Origin of the sequence: Streptomyces sp. MA5143a, from assembly GCF_900290235.1 — a bacterium.
In the GTDB taxonomy this organism is placed as follows: domain Bacteria; phylum Actinomycetota; class Actinomycetes; order Streptomycetales; family Streptomycetaceae; genus Streptomyces.
Genome location: NZ_OLMK01000019.1, coordinates 1 through 22,723, shown reverse-complemented (window position 1 = coordinate 22,723; position 22,723 = coordinate 1). Strand labels below are relative to the sequence as shown.

Here is a 22,723-nt window from a genome sequence, read left to right as displayed (position 1 = left end):
CGCCCCCCTTCCGCTCCATCCGACCGCGACCCGCGAGGCACACGCAATGAACTGGGACGACACGACCGACGACACCGCCCCCGACCGCCTGGTGGGTTCTGTCGCCGACCGTGAGGACCAGGCCGTCGAGGCGGCCCTGCGCCCCAAGGACCTGGACGAGTTCATCGGCCAGGAGAAGGTCCGCGAACAACTCGACCTCGTCCTGCGGGCCGCACGGGCGCGCGGGGCGACGGCCGACCACGTCCTGCTCTCCGGCGCCCCGGGCCTCGGCAAGACCACCCTCTCCATGATCATCGCGGCCGAGATGGGCGCCCCCATCCGCATCACCTCCGGCCCCGCCATCCAGCACGCGGGCGACCTGGCCGCGATCCTCTCCTCCCTCCAGGAGGGCGAGGTCCTCTTCCTCGACGAGATCCACCGCATGTCCCGGCCCGCCGAGGAGATGCTGTACATGGCGATGGAGGACTTCCGGGTCGACGTCATCGTCGGCAAGGGCCCCGGCGCCACCGCCATCCCGCTGGAACTCCCCCCGTTCACCCTGGTCGGCGCCACCACCCGCGCGGGGTTGCTGCCGCCGCCGCTGCGCGACCGCTTCGGCTTCACCGCGCACATGGAGTTCTACGAACCCGCCGAACTGGAACGGGTCATCCACCGCTCAGCGAACCTCCTCGACGTGGAGATCAACCCGGAGGGCGCCGCCGAGATCGCCGGCCGTTCCCGCGGCACGCCCCGTATCGCCAACCGCCTGCTGCGCCGCGTCCGCGACTACGCGCAGGTCAAGGCCGACGGGAACATCACGCGCGAGATCGCCGCCGCGGCCCTCGCCGTCTACGAGGTGGACGCCCGCGGTCTCGACCGTCTCGACCGCGGTGTCCTGGAGGCCCTGCTCAAGCTCTTCGGCGGCGGACCGGTCGGCCTGTCCACCCTCGCCGTCGCCGTGGGGGAGGAGCGCGAGACCGTCGAGGAGGTCGCCGAACCCTTCCTCGTCCGCGAGGGACTGCTCGCCCGTACCCCCCGTGGACGGGTCGCCACCCCCGCCGCCTGGACCCACCTCGGACTCACCCCGCCACGCGGCACGACCGGCGCAAACGGACAACAGGACCTCTTCGGGGCGTGACCGTCTCGTGACGGCGCGGTACTCGCCCGGCAAGGAACCACGGTGACATGCTGTGCGTTGTTCCATCACGGTGGACTCGCTTAGACTCCGCCGATGCCGCCCTTGTCGGCAGCACACATACCCCCAACCATCAGGCCGCTCGCCATCGCGGTCGTGTGAAGGAAGTTCCGACCCGTGAGTCTCGTGACCCTCCTCCCGTTCATCGTGCTCATCGGGGCCATGATCCTGATGACCCGATCGGCCAAGAAGAAGCAGCAGCAGGCCGTCGACATGCGGAACCAGATGCAGCCCGGTTCCGGCGTCCGCACGATCGGGGGCATGTATGCGACGGTCAAGGAGGTCAGCGAGGACACGGTCCTCCTCGACGCCGGGCCGGGCGTCGAGCTGCTGTTCGCGAAGAACGCCATCGGTGCCGTCCTCAGCGACGAGGAGTACAACCGCATCGTCCACGGCATCGAGCACGACCTGAAGTCCGACGTCGTCCCTGACGACGCCTCCTCCCTCACCGAGACCGACGAGCCCTCCGACGACGCTTCCGCCGCTTCCGACGACAAGCCCATCGACCTCGGCAAGAAGGACGTGTCCGACGACGCGACCGACGAGACCGTCGAGGCGAAGGCCGACGAAGCAGAGCCGAAGAAGACAGACGGCGAGTCCGACGCGAAGTAGTCACGTCCCGGGAGCACGGGCGAGAACCGCCCGCGCCCCGGGCACGTGCCGTTCTCGCCCGGATTCCCGACACCAGTCATGGCCGCCCCCGCGCTGACCCCGCGCACGGCGGCCCGAGAGGGAGTACGAGAAGGTGGCAGCACCGAAGAAGGGCCGGAGCGCCAGCGCCCAGAGCAAGCCTGGGCGCGCGCTGGCCCTCATCCTGATCGCCATCGTGGCGCTCACTGGGGGAATGTTTGCCTCCGGACACACCAAGCCGCGTCTCGGCATCGACCTCGCCGGTGGTACGAGCATCACGCTGACGGCGATCAACGAGCCCGGCCAGCCCAACGCGATCAACAAGACCAACATGGACACCGCGGTCGAGATCATGAACCGCCGTGTCAACGGTCTGGGCGTCTCCGAGGCGGAAGTGCAGACCCAGGGCAATGAGAACATCATTGTCAACATCCCCAAGGGCACGGACTCCGAGGAAGCCCGGGACCAGGTCGGCACCACCGCGAAGCTCTACTTCCGCCCCGTCGTGAAGGTCGAGGGCAGCGGAGCCGCGGCCCAACCGACGACCCCGCCGAGCGGTGACGCCAGTGGCAGCGCCTCGCCGAGCCCGTCGAAGTCCGGCGACAAGAACGCGGACAACGGCACCGACAAGGCGACCTCTCCCGAGTCCCCGAGCCCGACGGGCTCCGCGACCTCGCAGGGCCGCGCCGTCACCGACGCGCTGAAGGCCGACCCGACGCCGACCCCGAGCGGCTCCGGCTCCCCGAAGGCCTCCGACAAGGCTTCGCCCACCCCCACCCCGAGTGCCGACAAGGCCACCCAGGACCTGGAAGCGGCGTACGCGAAGCTCGACTGCAGCGACCCCAAGCAGCGGGCCACGGCCGGCAAGGGCAAGAACGACCAGCCCATCATCGCCTGCGGTGAGGAAGCCCCGAACGTCTGGAGCAAGTTCCTGCTCGGCCCGGTCGGCGTCGACGGCACGGAGATCACCAAGGCGCAGGCGATCCTCGACACCCAGAACGCGGGCGGGTGGAAGGTCGTCATGGACTTCGACTCCCAGGGCAGCAAGAAGTTCCTCGACGTCACCACCAAGCTCTCCAGCCAGCCCTCCCCGCAGAACCAGTTCGCGATCGTCCTGGACGACGAGGTGGTCTCGCACCCCGAGGTGAACGGCCCGATCACCGGCGGCAAGGCCGAGATCTCCGGCAGCTTCACCCAGGAAGAGGCCCAGAACCTCTCCAACATGCTGTCGTACGGCGCGCTCCCGCTGACCTTCAAGGAGTCCAGCGTCACCACGGTGGACGCCGCGCTCGGCGGTGAGCAGCTGCACGCCGGTCTGATCGCCGGCGCCATCGGGCTCGCCCTGGTCGTGCTCTACCTGCTCGTGTACTACCGCGGCCTGTCGTTCATCGCGATCGCCTCGCTGCTCGTCTCCGCGGCGCTCACCTACGTGATCATGTCGCTGCTCGGCCCGGCCATCGGCTTCGCGCTGAACCTGCCGGCGGTGTGCGGCGCGATCGTCGCGATCGGTATCACGGCGGACTCGTTCATCGTGTACTTCGAACGCGTCCGGGACGAGATCCGCGAGGGCCGTACGCTCCGTCCGGCCGTCGAGCGCGCCTGGCCGCGTGCCCGACGCACCATCCTGGTCTCCGACTTCGTGTCGTTCCTCGCCGCCGCGGTGCTCTTCGTGGTCACCGTCGGCAAGGTCCAGGGCTTCGCGTTCACGCTCGGCCTGACCACCCTGCTCGACGTCGTCGTGGTGTTCTTCTTCACCAAGCCGCTGCTGACGCTGATGGCCCGCAGGAAGTTCTTCGCAGGCGGCCACCGCTGGTCCGGCCTCGACCCGAAGAGCCTGGGTGTGCAGCCCCCGCTGCGCCGCACGCGCCGTCCCGCCCCCGCCGACCCGAAGGAGGCCTGAGATGTCCAAGCTCGGTGACCTCGGAGCACGACTCCACCGCGGCGAGGTCGGCTACGACTTCGTCGGCAACCGCAAGATCTGGTACGCGGTCTCCATCCTGATCACCATCACGGCCATCCTCGGCCTGGCGGTGCGCGGCATGAACATGGGCATCGAGTTCCAGGGCGGTGCCGTCTTCACCACCCCGAAGACCAGCGTCTCCGCCACCCAGGCGGAGGAGGCCGCGGAGAAGGCGTCCGGCCACGACGCGATCGTGCAGGGACTCGGCACCGGCGCCCTGCGGATCCAGGTCTCCGGTGTGGACACCGGCCAGGCCGACCAGATCAAGCAGGACATCGCCGAGGACCTCAAGCTCGACGCGGACAAGATCAGCGCCGAGCTGGTCGGACCCAGCTGGGGCGACCAGATCGCCAACAAGGCCTGGCAGGGTCTCGCGATCTTCCTGGTGCTGGTGGTGATCTACCTGGCGATCGCGTTCGAGTGGCGCATGGCCGTCGCCGCGTTCGTCGCCCTGATCCACGACATCACCATCACCGTCGGCATCTACGCCCTCGTCGGCTTCGAGGTGACGCCGGGTACGGTGATCGGTCTGCTGACCATCCTCGGTTACTCGCTCTATGACACGGTCGTCGTCTTCGACAGCCTCAAGGAGCAGACGAAGGACATCACCAAGCAGACCCGCTGGACCTACAGCGACATCGCCAACCGCTCGATCAACAGCACCCTGGTGCGGTCCATCAACACCACGGTGGTCGCGCTGCTGCCGGTCGCCGGTCTGCTCTTCATCGGTGGCGGTGTCCTCGGCGCGGGCATGCTCAACGACATCTCGCTGTCGCTGTTCGTCGGTCTCGCGGCCGGCGCGTACTCCTCGATCTTCATCGCCACGCCGCTCGTCGCCGACCTCAAGGAGCGCGAGCCGCAGATGAAGGCCCTGAAGAAGCGGGTCCTCGCCAAGCGCGCCCAGGCGGAGCAGACGGTGGAGACCGCCGCCGACGGCACCCACGGGGACCAGCGCGAGGACGCGACCCCCGCCGTGGTCGGGCCGCGCTCCCAGTCCGGGGCCCGCAGCCGGGGCCGGGGCGGTAAGCGGCGATGACCGACATCAAGGAGCTGCTGCTCAGCCGCATCCGTGATGTCGCGGACTACCCCGAGCCGGGCGTGATGTTCAAGGACATCACCCCGCTGCTGGCCGACCCGGCGGCGTTCACCGCGCTGACGGACGCGCTGGCCGAGGTCACCGTGCGGCACGGCGCCACGAAGATCGTCGGCCTGGAGGCCCGCGGCTTCATCCTGGGCGCCCCGGCCGCCGTCCGGGCCGGCGTCGGCTTCATCCCCGTACGCAAGGCGGGCAAGCTCCCCGGAGCGACGCTCAGCCAGGCGTACGACCTGGAGTACGGCTCCGCCGAGATCGAGGTGCACGCCGAGGACCTCGTCGCGGGCGACCGCGTCATGGTCATCGACGACGTCCTCGCCACCGGCGGCACCGCCGAGGCCTCCCTTCAGCTGATCCGCCGCGCGGGCGCCGATGTGGCGGGCGTCGTGGTGCTGATGGAGCTGGCGTTCCTGGCCGGACGGCAGCGTCTGGAGCCGGCGCTCGGCGGAGCGCCGCTGGAGGCGCTGATCACCGTCTGAGACGGTTCGCGCGACCCCATCCGGAACGGGCGCCCCGGGATTCGTCCCCGGGGCGCCCGTTCCATGTGGGTGCCCCGGTGCTCACGTGGCGCCGACGCCTGACGTGCGGTGACCGACCACGGCGCGCACCCCGAGGCGGGCCCGGAGGAATCCGGCGCCCGCCTCTCGCGTTTCACCGGAGGACGGGTCTCACACTGGCCTGAAGGCGAGGCCGGAGCGCAGGATCGCTACCATGGGTGCTCCGGAGCCTGACCGGGGGACCCGGATCGCGCACGAGGAGCCCTCTTGGCAGACGAGGCCCAGCACCTGACCGCCGCCAAGCCCGAGTCCGCCTCGGGCCCCGCGGCCAAGCCCGCGCAGAACGCGACGCAGGCGACAAACCCCGCGCAGGGCTCCGTCGAGCACGCCCAGTCCGCGCCCGCCGACAAGGCCGCCGAGCCGTCGCGCCCCAAGCCCGCCCCCGCCGACTCCGGCCGGACGGGCGCGGACAAGGCGCCCGAGCGCCCCGCACCCACCCCGGCGCCCCCGGCCCGCTCCGCCGCCCCCGGCCAGCCAGCCCGCTCCGGCTCCTCCAACCGCGTCCGCGCCCGGCTCGCCCGGCTCGGCGTGCAGCGCTCCAACCCGTACAACCCGGTCCTGGAGCCGCTGCTGCGGATCGTGCGCAGCAACGACCCGAAGATCGAGACGTCGACGCTCCGCCAGATCGAGAAGGCCTACCAGGTCGCCGAGCGCTGGCACCGGGGCCAGAAGCGCAAGAGCGGCGACCCGTACATCACCCACCCCCTCGCGGTGACCACGATCCTCGCCGAGCTGGGCATGGATCCGGCCACCTTGATGGCGGGCCTGCTGCACGACACGGTCGAGGACACCGAGTACGGCCTCGACCAGCTCCGCCGCGACTTCGGTGACTCCGTCGCCCTCCTCGTCGACGGCGTCACCAAGCTGGACAAGGTCAAGTTCGGCGAGGCCGCCCAGGCCGAGACCGTGCGCAAGATGGTCGTCGCCATGGCCAAGGACCCCCGCGTCCTGGTCATCAAGCTCGCCGACCGCCTGCACAACATGCGCACGATGCGCTATCTCAAGCGCGAGAAGCAGGAGAAGAAGGCGCGCGAGACCCTGGAGATCTACGCGCCGCTCGCCCACCGCCTGGGCATGAACACCATCAAGTGGGAGCTGGAGGACCTCGCCTTCGCGATCCTCTACCCCAAGATGTACGACGAGATCGTCCGCCTCGTCGCCGAGCGTGCCCCCAAGCGCGACGAGTACCTCGCCATAGTGACCGACGAGGTGCAGCAGGACCTGCGCGCGGCCCGGATCAAGGCGACCGTCACCGGCCGCCCCAAGCACTACTACAGCGTCTACCAGAAGATGATCGTCCGCGGCCGTGACTTCGCGGAGATCTACGACCTGGTCGGCATCCGCGTCCTGGTGGACACCGTCCGCGACTGCTACGCGGCCCTGGGCACCGTCCACGCCCGCTGGAACCCGGTTCCGGGGCGGTTCAAGGACTACATCGCGATGCCCAAGTTCAACATGTACCAGTCGCTGCACACGACGGTCATCGGGCCCAACGGCAAGCCCGTCGAACTCCAGATCCGCACGTTCGACATGCACCGCCGCGCCGAGTACGGCATCGCCGCGCACTGGAAGTACAAGCAGGAGGCCGTCGCCGGCGCCTCCAAGGTGCGCACGGACGCCCCCCGGAGCACCGGCAAGGACGACCACCTCAACGACATGGCGTGGCTGCGCCAGCTGCTGGACTGGCAGAAGGAGACCGAGGACCCGGGCGAGTTCCTGGAGTCCCTGCGCTTCGACCTGTCCCGCAACGAGGTCTTCGTCTTCACCCCGAAGGGCGACGTCATAGCGCTGCCGGCCAGTGCCACGCCCGTCGACTTCGCGTACGCGGTGCACACCGAGGTCGGCCACCGCACCATAGGCGCCCGCGTCAACGGCCGCCTGGTGCCCCTGGAGTCCACCCTCGACAACGGCGACCTGGTGGAGGTCTTCACCTCCAAGGCGGCCGGCGCGGGCCCCTCCCGCGACTGGCTGGGCTTCGTGAAGTCGCCCCGCGCCCGCAACAAGATCCGCGCCTGGTTCTCCAAGGAGCGCCGCGACGAGGCCATCGAACAGGGCAAGGACGCCATCGTCCGCGCCATGCGCAAGCAGAACCTGCCGATCCAGCGCATCCTCACCGGCGACTCCCTGGTCACCCTCGCGCACGAGATGCGCTACCCGGACATCTCCGCCCTGTACGCCGCCATAGGCGAGGGCCATGTCTCCGCGCAGAGCGTCGTGCAGAAGCTCGTCCAGGCACTCGGCGGCGAGGAGGCGGCCACCGAGGAGATCGACGAGTCGGTACCGCCCACCCGCAACCGCCGCAAGCGGCGCGGCAGCAACGACCCCGGTGTCGTCGTCAAGGGCGTCGACGACGTCTGGGTCAAGCTGGCCCGTTGCTGCACCCCCGTCCCCGGCGACCCCATCATCGGCTTCGTCACCCGCGGCAGCGGCGTCTCGGTCCACCGCAACGACTGCGTCAACGTCGAGTCGCTGTCCCGGGAACCCGAGCGCATCCTCGAGGTCGAGTGGGCACCCACCCAGTCCTCGGTCTTCCTCGTCGCCATACAGGTCGAGGCCCTGGACCGCTCCCGGCTGCTGTCGGACGTCACCCGCGTCCTGTCCGACCAGCACGTCAACATCCTGTCGGCGGCCGTCCAGACCTCCCGCGACCGCGTCGCCACCTCCCGCTTCACCTTCGAGATGGGCGACCCGAAGCACCTGGGCCACGTCCTGAAGGCCGTCAGGGGAGTGGAGGGCGTCTACGACGTGTACCGGGTGACGTCGGCACGCAGGCCCGGCTGACCCGAGCGGACCGGAAACGAGTGAGGGGCTCCCGTACGGTGCGTACGGGAGCCCCTCACTCGTCGTCGAGCACGCGGCGTCAGCCGCCGAACTCCTGCAGACCCTTCAGCGCCTGGTCCAGCAGCGCCTGGCGGCCGTCCAGCTCACGCTGGAGCTTGTCGGCCTTGGCGTTGTTGCCCTGGGCGCGGGCCTGCTCGATCTGGCCCTTCAGCTTGTCCACGGCGGCCTGGAGCTGGCCCGTGAGACCGGCCGCGCGAGCGCGGGCCTCCGGGTTCGTCCGGCGCCACTCCGCTTCCTCGGCCTCCTGGATGGCCCGCTCGACCGCGTGCATCCGGCCCTCCACCTTCGGGCGGGCGTCGCGCGGCACATGGCCGATGGCCTCCCACCGCTCGTTGACCGCGCGGAAGGCCGCACGGGCCGCCTTCAGGTCGGTCACCGGAAGGATCTTCTCCGCCTCGCCGGCCAGCTCCTCCTTGAGCTTGAGGTTCTCCGACTGCTCGGCGTCACGCTCGGCGAACACCGAGCTGCGGGCGGCGAAGAACACGTCCTGGGCGCCGCGGAAGCGGTTCCACAGGTCGTCCTCGTGCTCGCGCTGGGCGCGGCCCGCCGCCTTCCAGTCGGCCATCAGCTCGCGGTAGCGCGCGGCCGTGGGGCCCCAGTCCGTCGAGTTCGACAGCGCCTCGGCCTCGGCGACCAGCTTCTCCTTCGTCTTGCGGGCCTCCTCGCGCTGCGCGTCGAGCTGCGCGAAGTGGGCCTTGCGGCGCTTGGAGAACGCCGACCGGGCGTGCGAGAAGCGGTGCCAGAGCTCGTCGTCGGACTTCCGGTCGAGCCGCGGCAGGCCCTTCCAGGTGTCCACCAGGGCGCGCAGCCGCTCACCGGCCGCCCGCCACTGGTCCGACTGCGCCAGCTCCTCCGCCTCGGTGACCAGCGCCTCCTTGGCGTGCCGCGCCTCGTCGGACTGCTTCGCCCGCTGCTGCTTGCGCTCCTCACGGCGCGCCTCGACGGTCTCGACGAGCTTGTCCAGCCGCACCTTGAGCGCGTCCAGGTCACCGACCGCGTGATGCGCGTCCACCTGCTCGCGAATGTGGTCGATCGCGGCCTGGGCGTCCTTCGCCGACAGGTCGGTGGTCTTCACCCGCTTCTCGAGGAGGCCGATTTCGACGACCAGGCCCTCGTACTTGCGCTCGAAGTAGGCCAGCGCCTCCTCGGGGGAGCCGGCCTGCCAGGAACCGACGACCTGCTCGCCGTCGGCCGTACGCACGTACACGGTCCCCGTCTCGTCGACGCGGCCCCACGGGTCGCTGCTCACAGCGCCTCCTCCACATGATGCCTGCGGGGGGCCTTGGCTCCCCCGGGCATCGTCCACAGTTTCGTCACGGCCAACATAGGCGACCAGCGGGTTGCCTGTCCGCATCCCGCGCGACCGGATTTTCGCTGTTGGCGGTCAGGACTTCTTGACAGTCGCCTTGTTGATCACCACGGTCGCGTTGGGCGTCCCATCACCCATGCCCGTGTTCTCACCCGCGTCGGCGATCTTCTTCAGGACCTTCATGCCGTCCTTGGTGACCGTGCCGAACGGGGTGTAGTTGGCCGGCAGCGGGCTGTCCTGGAACACCAGGAAGAACTGGCTGCCGCCGCTGTTCTTGCCCTCCCCGGTCTGAGCGTTGAACTGGTTCGCCATCGCGACCGTGCCCGCCGGGTACGAGTTGCCCTTCAGGCGCGCGTCCTTCAGGTTCTCGTCCGGGATCGTGTAGCCGGGGCCGCCCATGCCGGTGCCCTTCGGGTCACCGCACTGGAGCACGTAGATGCCCTGCGTGGTGAGACGGTGGCACTTGGTGTGGTCCAGGTAGCCCTTGTTCACCAGGAAGTCGAACGAGTTGACGGTGTGCGGGGCCTTCGCCGCGTCCATCGTTATCCCGATGGCACCGCAGGTCGTCTGCAGGTCCATCGTGTACGTCGCGGTCTTGTCGATGGTGATCGCGGGTTCCTTCTTGAAGGTGAGTTCCTTCACCTTGCCCGCGGCCGGCTTCTCGCACGGATCCGGCGCCTTGCTGGGCTTGGGGCTGGGCGACACCTCCGAGCTCGCGTTCTCCTTCTTGCCGTCGTCCTTCAGGACCCCGGTCGTGTACAGCGCGAGGCTGCCGACCAGGATCACGCCGAGAACCGAGGCGATCACGGCGTTGCGGACATGTGCCTTGCGCCGGGCCTGGGTACGCCGCTGCTGCTGCCGCAAGAACTTCTCCCGGGCGAGCTGACGCCGCCGCTGCTCCTGGCTGACCACCGGGTTCTCTCCCTATGCGTCTCGTACGTCGACGGGTCCGTCGTGCGTCTCGTGAGCCGACTGATTGTGTGTGACCCGTACCGTATATGGGTTCGCTGAGGAAACGGCAGCGCCGGTAGGCTCTGATCCACAGCAACCCACCCCTCGTACGACACAAGAAGGACGATCGTGCTCATTGCCGGGTTCCCCGCCGGGGCCTGGGGGACCAACTGTTATCTGGTCGCCCCCGCCGCCGGTGAGGAGTGCGTGATCATCGACCCGGGCCACCAGGCCACCCAGGGAGTCGAGGAGACGCTGAAGAAGCATCGGCTCAAGCCCGTCGCCGTCGTCCTCACCCACGGCCACCTCGACCATGTGGCCTCGGTCGTCCCGGTCTGCGGCGCGCACGACGTACCGGCGTGGATCCACCCCGAGGACCGGTACATGATGAGTGACCCCGAGAAGGCGCTCGGCCGCTCCATCGGCATGCCGCTCATGGGCGAGCTGACCATCGGCGAGCCCGGCGACGTCAAGGAGCTGACCGACGGCTCGAAGCTGGAGCTGGCCGGTCTGGAGCTGTCCGTCGCGCACGCGCCCGGCCATACCAAGGGGTCGGTGACCTTCCGGATGCCCGAGACCACGGAGATCCCCTCCGTGTTCTTCTCCGGGGATCTGCTGTTCGCCGGCTCCATCGGACGCACCGACCTGCCCGGCGGTGACATGGCCGAGATGCTCGACTCGCTGGCCCGCGTGTGCCTGCCGCTCGACGACTCGACCGTGGTGCTGTCCGGCCACGGCCCCCAGACGACCATCGGCCAGGAGCGCGCCACGAACCCGTATCTGCGGCAGATGGCGGCCGGAGGCCGCCAAGAACGCGGAACGGGTCCGACGACCCCTCCCCGACGAGGAATGTGACGAGAGACCTTCCGTGAGCACCTTCCAGGCCCCCAAGGGCACGTACGACCTGCTGCCCCCGGACAGCGCCAAGTACCTGGCCGTCCGCGAGGCCATCGCCGCGCCGCTGCGCAACTCCGGCTACGGCTACATCGAGACGCCCGGCTTCGAGAGCGTCGAGCTGTTCGCGCGCGGTGTCGGGGAGTCCACCGACATCGTGACCAAGGAGATGTACGCCTTCGAGACCAAGGGCGGCACCAAGCTGGCCCTGCGCCCGGAGGGAACCGCCTCCGTGCTGCGCGCGGCCCTGGAGGCCAACCTGCACAAGGCGGGCAACCTCCCGGTCAAGCTCTGGTACTCGGGCTCCTACTACCGCTACGAACGCCCCCAGAAGGGCCGCTACCGCCACTTCTCCCAGGTCGGTGCCGAGGCCATCGGCGCCGAGGACCCGGCGCTGGACGCCGAGCTGATCATCCTGGCCGACCAGGCGTACCGCTCGCTCGGCCTGAGGAACTTCCGCATCCTGCTGAACAGCCTCGGCGACAAGGAGTGCCGTCCCGTCTACCGGGCCGCGCTGCAGGACTTCCTGCGCGGCCTGGACCTCGACGAGGACACGCTGCGCCGGGCGGACATCAACCCGCTCCGCGTCCTCGACGACAAGCGCGAGTCGGTGCAGAAGCAGCTCGGTGACGCCCCGCTGCTGCGTGACTACCTGTGCGACGGCTGCAAGGCGTACCACGAGGAGGTGCGCGAGCTGATCACGGCGGCGGGCGTCTCCTTCGAGGACGACCCCAAGCTGGTCCGCGGCCTGGACTACTACACGCGCACGACCTTCGAGTTCGTCCACGACGGCCTCGGCTCCCAGTCCGCGGTGGGCGGCGGCGGCCGCTACGACGGTCTGTCCGAGATGATCGGCGGCCCCGCGCTGCCGTCCGTCGGCTGGGCCCTCGGCGTCGACCGCACGGTCCTCGCCCTGGAAGCGGAGGGCGTCGAGCTCGAACTCCCCTCCTCCACCAGCGTGTTCGCCGTCCCGCTCGGCGAGGAGGCCCGCAGGGTCCTGTTCGCCAAGGTCACCGAGTTGCGCAAGGTGGGCATCGCGGCCGACTTCTCGTACGGCGGGAAGGGCCTCAAGGGCGCGATGAAGAACGCCAACCGCAGCGGCGCCCGCTACACGATCGTCGCGGGGGAGCGGGACCTCGCCGAAGGTGTCGTCCAGCTCAAGGACATGGAGTCCGGCGAGCAGGTGGCGATCGGCGTGAACGAGATCGTGGCCGAGCTGGAAGCCCGACTGGGCTGAGTCAAGCCGATGCCGCCCCCGTCGCCCGATCAGGGCGACGGGGGCGACATTTATGTCCAGCGAACGGTGGACGCGCGAGGGTGTACGGCACAATGACCGTGCCCCAGAGGCCCCTTCGACCCTACGGATACGACGTGATGAGCAAGACGACAGTCAGGGACGTCTCCACAGAACCCGAACACCACGACGCCCCGCGCACGGTGGGCGCCGGCCGTGCCTTCGCGTTCATGCTGGTGCTCACCGGCGCGGCCGGACTGCTCGCCGCGTGGGTCATCACGATCGACAAGTTCAAGATCCTCGAAGCCAAGGTCGCGGGCGAGACGTTCACGCCCGGGTGCAGCCTCAACCCGGTCGTCTCCTGCGGCAGCGTCATGGAGAGCAAGCAGGCCTCCGTCTTCGGCTTCCCCAACCCGATGCTCGGCCTCGTCGCCTACGGCATCGTCATCTGCGTCGGCATGAGCCTGCTCGCCCGCGCCCGCTTCCCCCGCTGGTACTGGCTGACCCTCAACGGCGGCACCCTCTTCGGCGTCGCCTTCTGCACCTGGCTGCAGTTCCAGTCCCTGTACCGGATCAACGCGCTGTGCCTGTGGTGCTCGCTGGCCTGGGTCGCGACGATCACCATGTTCTGGTACGTGACCTCGTTCAACGTCCGCCACGACTTCCTGCCCGCCCCCGGCTGGCTGAAGCGGTTCCTCGGCGAGTTCACCTGGGTCCTGCCGGTCACCCACGTGGGCGTCATCGGCATGCTGATCCTGACCCGGTGGGGCGCCAACCTCTGGGCCTGACGCGGTCGCGGCGGGGAGTGTCGTACCTCTGACGTAGGCTCCGGAAGTGTGGAGCCCGATCTGTTCACCGCCGCCGCCGAAGAACGCCAGGAGAAGGACCCGGCCGCCAGCCCCCTGGCCGTGCGGATGCGTCCGCGCACCCTCGACGAGGTCGTGGGCCAGCAGCATCTGCTGAAGCCCGGCTCACCCCTGCGCAGACTGGTCGGCGAGTCCGGCGGCGGACCCGCCGGGCCCTCCTCGGTGATCCTCTGGGGCCCGCCCGGCACGGGCAAGACGACCCTCGCGTACGTCGTCTCCAAGGCCACCAACAAGCGTTTCGTGGAGCTCTCCGCGATCACCGCCGGCGTCAAGGAGGTCCGCGCGGTCATCGACGGCGCCCGCCGTGCCACCGGCGGCTTCGGCAAGGAGACCGTCCTCTTCCTCGACGAGATCCACCGCTTCAGCAAGGCCCAGCAGGACTCCCTCCTCCCGGCCGTCGAGAACCGCTGGGTCACCCTGATCGCCGCGACCACGGAGAACCCGTACTTCTCGGTGATCTCCCCCCTGCTCTCCCGCTCCCTGCTCCTCACCCTCGAACCCCTCACCGACGACGACGTGCGCGGCCTCCTCCAGCGGGCCCTCACCGACGAACGCGGCCTCAAGGGCGCCGTCACCCTCCCCGAGGACACCGAGGCCCACCTCCTGCGCATCGCCGGCGGCGACGCCCGGCGCGCCCTGACCGCCCTGGAGGCCGCGGCCGGCGCCGCCCTCGACAAGGGGGAGGAGGAGATCGGCCTGACGACCCTGGAGGAGACCGTCGACCGGGCCGCCGTGAAGTACGACCGCGACGGCGACCAGCACTACGACGTGGCCAGCGCCCTCATCAAGTCCATCCGCGGCTCCGACGTCGACGCCGCGCTGCACTACCTGGCCCGCATGATCGAGGCCGGCGAGGACCCCCGCTTCATCGCCCGCCGCCTGATGATCTCCGCCAGCGAGGACATCGGCCTCGCCGACCCGAACGCCCTGTCCATAGCCGTCGCCGCCGCCCAGGCCGTCGCCATGATCGGCTTCCCGGAGGCGGCGCTCACCCTCAGCCACGCCACCATCGCCCTGGCCCTCGCCCCCAAGTCGAACGCCGCGACCACCGCCATCGGCGCCGCCCTGGAGGACGTCCGCAAGGGGCTGGCCGGCCCGGTGCCGCCCCACCTGCGGGACGGCCACTACAAGGGCGCGGCCAAGCTCGGCCACGCCCAGGGATATGTGTACCCGCACGACCTGCCCGAGGGGATCGCCGCCCAGCAGTACGCGCCGGACGCCCTCAAGGACCGCGCCTACTACACCCCGACCCGCCACGGGGCTGAGGCCCGGTACGCGGACGCCGTGGAGTGGACCAGGAAGCGCCTCGGTCGTAAGCAGTCATGAACCCCCTGTAGACTGCCCTTCAGTGCTGCGTCCCGTGTCCGGCTCCGGTCGGCGCCTCAGGCGGGACATCCAGCCGGATCCTCGGATCCAGGAGCGTCGCGCACCGTCGTAGGTGTCGCGGGCCGCCCACCACCACCCGGATTCCCGGGACCGGTCGGTGGGCCGTTCGTGTGCTGCACGTATGTGCCCAGACCAGGGAGCGGCTGCCCGGAAGTCCCTCGTGGATTTGACGGGAATCCCCGGCTGCGGATGCGACCTCCCGTAACCCTGAGGCAGCCGAACACAGGAAAAGGAAGAACAGTGGCGAACCAGTCCCGCCCCAAGGTCAAGAAGTCGCGTGCCCTCGGCATCGCGCTGACCCCGAAGGCCGTCAAGTACTTCGAGGCCCGTCCCTACCCGCCGGGCGAGCACGGCCGCGGCCGCAAGCAGAACTCGGACTACAAGGTCCGTCTGCTCGAGAAGCAGCGTCTGCGCGCGCAGTACGACGTGTCCGAGCGCCAGCTCGTCCGCGCCTACGAGCGTGCCTCCAAGGTCCAGGGCAAGACCGGTGAGGCCCTGATCATCGAGCTCGAGCGCCGTCTCGACGCGCTGGTCCTGCGTTCGGGCATCGCCCGCACGATCTACCAGGCCCGCCAGATGGTCGTCCACGGCCACATCGAGGTCAACGGCCAGAAGGTCGACAAGCCGTCCTTCCGCGTCAAGCCGGACGACGTCGTCATGGTCCGTGAGCGCAGCCGTCAGAAGCCGCTGTTCGAGGTCGCCCGCGAGGGTGGCTTCGCCGCGGACGGTGAGACCCCGCGCTACCTCCAGGTGAACCTCAAGGCCCTGGCGTTCCGCCTGGACCGCGAGCCCAACCGCAAGGAAGTCCCGGTCATCTGCGACGAGCAGCTCGTCGTCGAGTACTACGCCCGTTGATCCTTCGACGGACGTAGTACGGACCACGCGTCAGCCCGTCGTCCTCCCGCCTCTTCCGGCGGGCGGGACGGCGGGCTCTCGCCTTCTGCGGTGGGCGTTAATGGGGTTCGGAGTGACCGTCCCGGCGCGATAGGCTCGGGACACGACTTCTCGATGTTCAGGCATGTCTCAGGGAGCGGGTGGCACACAGTGTCCGGTGGAGAGGTGGCCGGGATCCTGGTGGCCGTCTTCTGGGCGATCCTGGTCTCCTTCCTCGCCGTCGCGCTGGCGAGGCTGGCCCAGACGCTCAAGGCGACCACCAAACTGGTCGCGGACGTGACCGACCAGGCCGTGCCCCTGCTCGCCGACGCCTCCACCGCCGTCCGCTCCGCGCAGACCCAGATCGACCGGGTCGACGCCATCGCGTCCGACGTCCAGGAGGTCACGTCGAACGCCTCGGCGCTCTCCACCACCGTCGCCTCCACCTTCGGCGGCCCCCTCGTCAAGGTCGCCGCCTTCGGCTACGGCGTGCGCCGGGCCCTCGGCGGCCGCCGCGAGGGCGAGGCGCCCGGGGACCAGCGGCGTACGGTGATCGTGGGCCGCACGGTCCCGGGGGCCCGTCGGAGCAAGCGCAGCACCCGTGGAAAGAAGGACTGACCGAGCGATGTTCCGCCGTACGTTCTGGTTCACCACCGGTGTCGCCGCCGGAGTGTGGGCGACCACCAAGGTCAACCGCAAGCTGAAGCAGCTCACGCCCGAACACCTCGCCACCCAGGCGGCGAACAAGGCGATCGAGGCGGGCCACAAGCTCAAGGACCGGGCGGTCGGCTTCGCGCTCGACGTCCGCGACAACATGGCCCAGCGGGAGGCCGAACTGGGCGAGGCCCTCGGTATCGAGGCCAACCCCGATCGCCTTCCGGAACTCCCGGCCCCCCGGCGCGTCGTCGCCATCGAGAACAGCAACACCCCGAAGTACAGCAGGAATCCGAGGTACGTCGACAACTCGTCGTACCCGTACAACCGGAATGAGGACCACTGATGGAGTCGGCCGAGATTCGTCGCCGCTGGTTGAGCTTCTTCGAGGAGCGCGGTCACACCGTTGTCCCTTCGGCGTCGCTCATCGCGGACGACCCGACTCTGCTCCTGGTCAACGCGGGCATGGTCCCCTTCAAGCCGTACTTCCTCGGTGAGGTCAAGCCCCCCTTCGCCCGCGCCACCAGCGTGCAGAAGTGCGTCCGTACGCCGGACATCGAAGAGGTCGGCAAGACCACCCGGCACGGCACGTTCTTCCAGATGTGCGGCAACTTCTCCTTCGGCGACTACTTCAAGGAAGGCGCCATCAAGCACGCCTGGGAGCTGCTCACCAGCCCCCAGGACAAGGGTGGTTACGGCCTGGAGCCGGAGAAGCTCTGGATCACCGTCTACAAGGACGACGACGAGGCCGAGCGCATCTGGCACGAGCAGATCGGCGTGCCCAAGGAGCGCATCCAGCGCCTCGGCATGAAGGACAACTACTGGTCCATGGGCGTCCCCGGCCCGTGCGGCCCGTGCTCCGAGATCAACTACGACCGCGGCCCCGAGTTCGGCGTCGAGGGCGGCCCGGCCGTCAACGACGAGCGGTACGTGGAGATCTGGAACCTGGTCTTCATGCAGTACGAGCGCGGCGAGGGCACCTCGAAGGAGGACTTCGAGATCCTCGGCGAGCTGCCCAGCAAGAACATCGACACGGGCCTCGGCCTGGAGCGCCTCGCCATGATTCTGCAGGGCGTGCAGAACATGTACGAGATCGACACCTCCATGGCCGTCATCGACAAGGCCACCGAGCTCACCGGCGTCCGCTACGGCGACGCCAAGGACTCCGACGTCTCCCTGCGCGTGGTCACCGACCACATCCGCACCGCCGTGATGCTCATCGGTGACGGCGTCACCCCCGGCAACGAGGGCCGTGGCTACGTCCTGCGCCGCATCATGCGCCGCGCCATCCGCAACATGCGTCTCCTCGGCGCCACCGGCCCGGTCGTCCAGGACCTCATCGACGTCGTCATCGGCATGATGGGCCAGCAGTACCCGGAGCTCGTCACCGACCGCAAGCGCATCGAGACGGTGGCCCTCGCCGAGGAGGCCGCCTTCCTCAAGGCCCTCAAGGGCGGCACCAACATCCTCGACACCGCCGTCACCGAGACCAAGCAGGCCGGCGGCCAGGTCCTCTCCGGCGACAAGGCGTTCCTGCTCCACGACACCTGGGGCTTCCCGATCGACCTCACCCTGGAGATGGCCGCCGAGCAGGGCCTGTCCGTGGACGAGGACGGCTTCCGCCGCCTGATGAAGGAGCAGCGGGACCGCGCCAAGGCCGACGCCAAGGCCAAGAAGACCGGCCACGCCGACCTCGGCGCCTACCGCGAGATCGCCGACAACGCCGGCGAGACCGAATTCATCGGCTACGACAGCACCCAGGGCGAGTCCACGGTCGTCGGCATCCTCGTCGACGGTGTCTCCTCGCCCGCCGCCACCGAGGGCGACGAGGTCGAGATCGTCCTCGACCGCACCCCGTTCTACGCCGAGGGCGGCGGCCAGATCGGCGACACCGGCCGGATCAGGATCGACTCCGGTGCCGTCGTCGAGATCCGCGACTGCCAGAAGCCGGTCCCGGGTGTCTACGTCCACAAGGGCGTCGTCCAGGTCGGCGAGGTGACCGTCGGCGCCAAGGCCCAGGCCTCCATCGATGCCCGCCGCCGCACGGCCATCGCCCGCGCCCACTCCGCCACCCACCTCACCCACCAGGCCCTGCGCGACGCCCTCGGCCCGACGGCCGCCCAGGCCGGTTCCGAGAACCAGCCCGGCCGCTTCCGCTTCGACTTCGGTTCCCCGTCCGCCGTACCGACGGCCGTGATGACCGATGTCGAGCAGAAGATCAACGAGGTGCTGGCCCGCGATCTCGACGTGCGCGCCGATGTCATGGGCATCGACGAGGCCAAGAAGCAGGGCGCCATCGCCGAGTTCGGCGAGAAGTACGGCGAGCGCGTGCGCGTCGTGACCATCGGCGACTTCTCCAAGGAGCTGTGCGGCGGCACGCACGTGCACAACACCTCTCAGCTCGGCCTGGTCAAGCTGCTGGGCGAGTCCTCGATCGGTTCCGGTGTGCGCCGTATCGAGGCCCTCGTCGGTGTCGACGCCTACAACTTCCTCGCCCGCGAGCACACGGTCGTCGCCCAGCTCCAGGAGCTGATCAAGGGCCGTCCGGAGGAGCTCCCGGAGAAGGTCTCCGCCATGCTCGGCAAGCTGAAGGACGCCGAGAAGGAGATCGAGAAGTTCCGCGCCGAGAAGGTGCTGCAGGCCGCCGCCGGGCTCGCCGAGTCCGCCAAGGACGTTCGCGGTGTCGCGCTGGTGACCGGTCAGGTCCCGGACGGCACGACCGCCGACGATCTCCGCAAGCTGGTGCTCGACGTGCGCGGACGCATCCAGGGCGGTCGGGCCGCCGTGGTCGCCCTGTTCACCACGGCGAACGGCAAGCCGCTGACGGTCATCGCCACCAACGAGGCCGCCCGTGAGCGGGGTCTGAAGGCCGGCGACCTGGTCCGCACGGCCGCCAAGACCCTCGGCGGCGGTGGCGGCGGCAAGCCGGACGTCGCCCAGGGCGGCGGCCAGAACCCGGCCGCCATCGGTGAGGCCGTGGACGCGGTGGAGCGCCTGGTCGCCGAGACGGCCAAGTGAGCACCACGGATCACACGAGCGAAGGTGACGGCCCGGCCCTGCGCCGCGGCCGTCGCCTCGCGATCGACGTCGGGGACGCCCGTATCGGGGTCGCCTCCTGCGACCCCGACGGGATCCTCGCCACCCCCGTCGAGACGGTTCCCGGACGCGATGTCCCGGCGGCACAGAGGCGATTGAGACAACTGGTCGACGAATACGTACCTATCGAAGTAATCGTCGGGCTGCCACGCTCTCTGAAAGGCGGAGAGGGTCCGGCGGCCGTCAAGGTACGGGGTTTCGCCCAGGAGTTGGCCCGCATGATCGCGCCCGTTCCGGTCAGGCTCATCGACGAGAGGATGACCACGGTGACGGCCGGTCAAGGGCTGCGTGCCTCGGGTGTGAAATCCAAAAAAGGCAGGTCGGTCATCGACCAGGCAGCGGCCGTGATCATCCTGCAACAGGCGTTGGAATCCGAACGGATGTCAGGCAAAGCTCCGGGCGAGGGCGTCGAAGTGGTCATCTGATCGCGATACGGTAACGTTCCGCGCGATGCGGTGGCCTTCGAACAGCCACCGCACAGAAAGAGGCGGGGACGACAGCCGAGCCACAGGCCCCGCGTGACCGCCGCCTCGCGGCTCTAGGGGATCGATGACTGAGTATGGCCGGGGCCCGGGCTCCGAACCGTGGCATCCGGACGACCCGTTGTACGGGGACGGCGGATGGGGCGGGCAGCAGGCCCAGGCAGGCCAGCAGGCCCCCTACGACGGCCAGCCACACCAGCACTACCCCGAGCAGCAGCAGTACCAGCAGTACGCCGACGGCAACGGCAACGGTGGTTGGGGCAACGGCCAGCAGGACGCCTACGCCCAGCAGCAGTACCAGCAGGAGTACGGCGACCCGGGACAGCAGCAGTACGCCGGCCAGCACCAGCAGCAGTACCCCGGCCATGACCAGCAGCACTACGGCCAGGCCGACGGCGGCTGGGCGAACGGCTCGCACCCGCACGCGCAGGGCGCCTACACCCCCGACCCCTCCGACCCGTACGGACAGCAGCAGGCGGCGGCCTACGGCGGCGGTCAGCAGGACTTCTACGCCACGCCCGACGCGTATCAGCCGCCGGAGCCGCCGTCCCGTCGTGCCGCGGAACCGGCACCCGCGCCGACGGCACCGGCTGCGCCCGAGCGCGAGGAGCAGCAGGCCGGCGAGCGCACCGACTGGGACCCCGGACCGGACCAGGGCGAGCTCGCGTTCTTCGCGGGTGGCGCGGGTGGCGCGGGTGGCGCGGGTGGCGCGGGTGGCGCGGATGACGAGGACGACGAAGCCGAGGAGCGCGGCAGCCGGAGCGAACGCAAAGGGCGCGGGGGCAAGTCCGGGAAGTCGGGCAAGGGCGGCAAGAAGCGCCGTAGCGGCATCGCCTGCCTGGTGGTCGTCGTGGTCCTCGGCGGTGGTTTCGCGGGCGTCAGCTATTTCGGGTACCAGTTCTACCAAAGCCGTTTCGGCGAGGCTCCCGATTACGCGGGATCCGGCACGAACGAGACGGTCACGATCACGGTCGACAAGGGCGAATTCGGCTCGGTGATCGGGCAGAAGCTGAAGGACGCGGGGGTCGTCGAAAGCGTGGAAGCGTTCACCACCGCGCTGGCGAACGATCCCTCGAAGCCGCAGATCCAGGTGGGCGTCTACGTCCTCAAGAAGGAGATGTCCGCCAAGAGTGCCCTCGCCCTGATGCTCGACCCCAAGAGCCAGAACAACTTCACCGTCCAGGAAGGTCTCCGGAACGCCCAGGTCTACGTCCTGATCGACAAGGAACTCGGGATCAAGAAGGGCACCACCGCCGACGTCGCCGAGAAGGAGTGGTCGAAGCTCGGGCTTCCCAAGTGGGCGAACGACAACAAGGACATCAAGGATCCGCTGGAAGGATTCCTCTACCCGTCCACCTATCCGGTGGCCAAGGGGATGAAGCCCAAGGACGTCCTGAAGGAAATGGTCGACCTCGCGAAGGCGAAGTACGAGCAGTTCGACCTGGAAGGCAAGGCGAAGGGCCTCAAGCTGGAGAGTCCGCTCCAGGTGGTCACGGTGGCGAGCCTGGTCCAGGCCGAGGGCAACAACAAGAAGGACTTCCGGAAGATCGCGCGGGTCGTCTACAACCGCCTTGAGCCGACCAACCAGGAGACCTTCGGTCTCCTCGACTTCGACTCCACGGTGAACTACCTGCGCGGTGAATCCAAGCTGGCGACGGGGTCGGTCGACTCGCTGCGCCGGATCAACGACCCGTACAACACGTACAAGATCAAGGGGCTGCCGCCCGGGCCGATCGGGAACCCCGGTGACGAGGCGATCGAGGGAGCCCTCGATCCCGCCAAGGGTGGCTGGTACTACTTCGTCTCCATCAACGAGGACGAGACGTTGTTCGCCGTGACCAACGAAGAGCACAACCGGAACCGCAGGAAGTACCAGGAAGCGCAGAACGCACAATGAGCCGCACCACCAGCAAGCACCGTGCCGCCGTGCTCGGTTCGCCGATCGCTCACTCGCTCTCTCCCGTCCTGCACCGGGCCGCTTACGCCGAACTCGGGCTCACCGACTGGACGTACGACAGGTTCGAGGTCGACGAGGAGGCGCTGCCCGCGTTCGTCGAGCAGCTCGGGCCGGAGTGGGCGGGGCTGTCGCTGACGATGCCGCTGAAGCGGGCCGTCATGCCGCTGCTGGACGAGATCAGCGAGACGGCGAGATCGGTGGAGGCGGTCAACACGCTGGTGTTCGGCGAGGACGGGCGGCGGATCGGTGACAACACCGACATCCCCGGCATGGTCGCCGCCCTGCGGGAGCGGGGAATCGAGCAGGTCGAGTCCGCCGCGATCCTCGGCGCCGGGGCCACCGCGTCGTCCGCGCTGGCCGCGCTCGCGCGGATCTGCACCGGTGAGGTCGTGGCGTACGTGCGCAGTGACGCCCGGGCCGCCGAGATGCGGCAGTGGGGCGAGTGGCTGGACGTCGAGGTGCGGACGGCGGACTGGGCGGACGCCGAGCAGGCGCTGAGCGCTCCGCTGGTGATCGCCACGACGCCGGCCGGGGCCACGGACGCCCTGTCCGGGGCCGTACCGGAGCGGCCGACGACGCTGTTCGACGTGCTGTACCACCCCTGGCCCACGGAGCTGGCGGCGCGCTGGTCCGCGTACGGCGGTGCCGTGGTCAGCGGACTCGACCTGCTGGTCCACCAGGCGGTTCTCCAGGTCGAGCAGATGACCGGCTGCAAGGCTGCCCCGGTGGGCGCGATGCGGCAGGCGGGCGAGCGGGCGCTGGCCGA

General features: G+C 69.4%; 19 protein-coding genes. 17 read left to right on the top strand and 2 right to left on the bottom strand.

Annotated elements, in window-relative coordinates; genetic code table 11:
• Positions 1 to 46: 46 nt before the first annotated feature.
• The 6 genes from ruvB (at position 47) to SMA5143A_RS09635 (ending at position 8,195) form a co-directional block, all read left to right on the top strand.
• A complete protein-coding gene (ruvB, locus tag SMA5143A_RS09665) occupies positions 47 to 1,117 on the top strand; it encodes a Holliday junction branch migration DNA helicase RuvB (protein ID WP_107462480.1) in 1,071 nt (356 codons plus the stop codon).
• 174 nt (positions 1,118 to 1,291) lie between these two features.
• Positions 1,292 to 1,786: a preprotein translocase subunit YajC gene (gene yajC / locus SMA5143A_RS09660; protein WP_055714942.1), complete on the top strand. Its 495-nt coding sequence runs from the start codon at positions 1,292 to 1,294 to the stop codon at positions 1,784 to 1,786.
• Positions 1,787 to 1,919: 133 nt separating this feature from the next.
• A complete protein-coding gene (secD, locus tag SMA5143A_RS09655) occupies positions 1,920 to 3,704 on the top strand; it encodes a protein translocase subunit SecD (protein ID WP_107462479.1) in 1,785 nt (594 codons plus the stop codon).
• A 1-nt stretch (position 3,705) separates the two neighbouring features.
• Positions 3,706 to 4,800 (top strand): protein translocase subunit SecF, encoded by a 1,095-nt coding sequence (secF, locus tag SMA5143A_RS09650; protein ID WP_107462478.1) that lies wholly within the window; start codon positions 3,706 to 3,708, stop codon positions 4,798 to 4,800.
• Positions 4,797 to 5,336 (top strand): adenine phosphoribosyltransferase, encoded by a 540-nt coding sequence (locus tag SMA5143A_RS09645; RefSeq protein ID WP_099965497.1) that lies wholly within the window; start codon positions 4,797 to 4,799, stop codon positions 5,334 to 5,336. The genes secF and SMA5143A_RS09645 overlap by 4 nt, the downstream gene beginning before the upstream one ends.
• A 285-nt stretch (positions 5,337 to 5,621) precedes the next feature.
• On the top strand, positions 5,622 to 8,195 hold the full coding sequence (locus tag SMA5143A_RS09635) for a RelA/SpoT family protein (RefSeq protein WP_107462477.1): 2,574 nt from the start codon (positions 5,622 to 5,624) through the stop codon (positions 8,193 to 8,195).
• Between the two features lie 79 nt (positions 8,196 to 8,274).
• Here the strand turns inward: SMA5143A_RS09635 and SMA5143A_RS09630 are convergent, their stop codons facing one another.
• Both SMA5143A_RS09630 and SMA5143A_RS09625 read right to left on the bottom strand, forming a co-directional pair.
• A complete protein-coding gene (locus tag SMA5143A_RS09630; protein ID WP_107462476.1) occupies positions 8,275 to 9,504 on the bottom strand; it encodes a DUF349 domain-containing protein in 1,230 nt (409 codons plus the stop codon).
• Between the two features lie 135 nt (positions 9,505 to 9,639).
• Positions 9,640 to 10,476: a peptidylprolyl isomerase gene (locus tag SMA5143A_RS09625; RefSeq protein ID WP_107462475.1), complete on the bottom strand. Its 837-nt coding sequence runs from the start codon at positions 10,474 to 10,476 to the stop codon at positions 9,640 to 9,642.
• Positions 10,477 to 10,644: 168 nt separating this feature from the next.
• Here SMA5143A_RS09625 and SMA5143A_RS09620 point away from each other — a divergent pair, with 168 nt between their 5' ends.
• From SMA5143A_RS09620 to SMA5143A_RS09565, 11 genes are all read left to right on the top strand, one after another.
• The gene (locus tag SMA5143A_RS09620; RefSeq protein WP_107462474.1) at positions 10,645 to 11,370 is read left to right on the top strand and encodes an MBL fold metallo-hydrolase; all 726 of its coding nucleotides are present in this window, start codon (positions 10,645 to 10,647) and stop codon (positions 11,368 to 11,370) included.
• Between the two features lie 13 nt (positions 11,371 to 11,383).
• Positions 11,384 to 12,646, top strand: a complete 1,263-nt coding sequence (gene hisS / locus SMA5143A_RS09615; protein ID WP_107462473.1) for a histidine--tRNA ligase — start codon at positions 11,384 to 11,386, stop codon at positions 12,644 to 12,646.
• A 137-nt stretch (positions 12,647 to 12,783) separates the two neighbouring features.
• On the top strand, positions 12,784 to 13,431 hold the full coding sequence (locus SMA5143A_RS09610) for a vitamin K epoxide reductase family protein (RefSeq protein WP_107462472.1): 648 nt from the start codon (positions 12,784 to 12,786) through the stop codon (positions 13,429 to 13,431).
• 48 nt (positions 13,432 to 13,479) lie between these two features.
• A complete protein-coding gene (locus SMA5143A_RS09605) occupies positions 13,480 to 14,835 on the top strand; it encodes a replication-associated recombination protein A (RefSeq protein WP_107462471.1) in 1,356 nt (451 codons plus the stop codon).
• Positions 14,836 to 15,135: 300 nt separating this feature from the next.
• Positions 15,136 to 15,750, top strand: a complete 615-nt coding sequence (gene rpsD, locus SMA5143A_RS09600; protein WP_055516776.1) for a 30S ribosomal protein S4 — start codon at positions 15,136 to 15,138, stop codon at positions 15,748 to 15,750.
• Between the two features lie 153 nt (positions 15,751 to 15,903).
• On the top strand, positions 15,904 to 16,386 hold the full coding sequence (locus SMA5143A_RS09595; RefSeq protein WP_107462470.1) for a DUF948 domain-containing protein: 483 nt from the start codon (positions 15,904 to 15,906) through the stop codon (positions 16,384 to 16,386).
• A 7-nt stretch (positions 16,387 to 16,393) separates the two neighbouring features.
• Positions 16,394 to 16,768, top strand: a complete 375-nt coding sequence (locus SMA5143A_RS09590; RefSeq protein ID WP_107462469.1) for a hypothetical protein — start codon at positions 16,394 to 16,396, stop codon at positions 16,766 to 16,768.
• On the top strand, positions 16,768 to 19,440 hold the full coding sequence (gene alaS / locus SMA5143A_RS09585; protein WP_107462468.1) for an alanine--tRNA ligase: 2,673 nt from the start codon (positions 16,768 to 16,770) through the stop codon (positions 19,438 to 19,440). The genes SMA5143A_RS09590 and alaS overlap by 1 nt, the downstream gene beginning before the upstream one ends.
• Positions 19,437 to 19,943 (top strand): Holliday junction resolvase RuvX, encoded by a 507-nt coding sequence (gene ruvX / locus SMA5143A_RS09580; protein WP_045557237.1) that lies wholly within the window; start codon positions 19,437 to 19,439, stop codon positions 19,941 to 19,943. Before alaS ends, ruvX begins: the two co-directional genes overlap by 4 nt.
• Before the next feature lie 124 nt (positions 19,944 to 20,067).
• Positions 20,068 to 21,897, top strand: a complete 1,830-nt coding sequence (gene mltG / locus SMA5143A_RS09570) for an endolytic transglycosylase MltG (RefSeq protein WP_107462467.1) — start codon at positions 20,068 to 20,070, stop codon at positions 21,895 to 21,897.
• Positions 21,894 to 22,723: shikimate dehydrogenase (locus tag SMA5143A_RS09565; protein WP_107462466.1), on the top strand; the 830-nt coding region annotated here is incomplete at its 3' end. The genes mltG and SMA5143A_RS09565, both read left to right, overlap by 4 nt.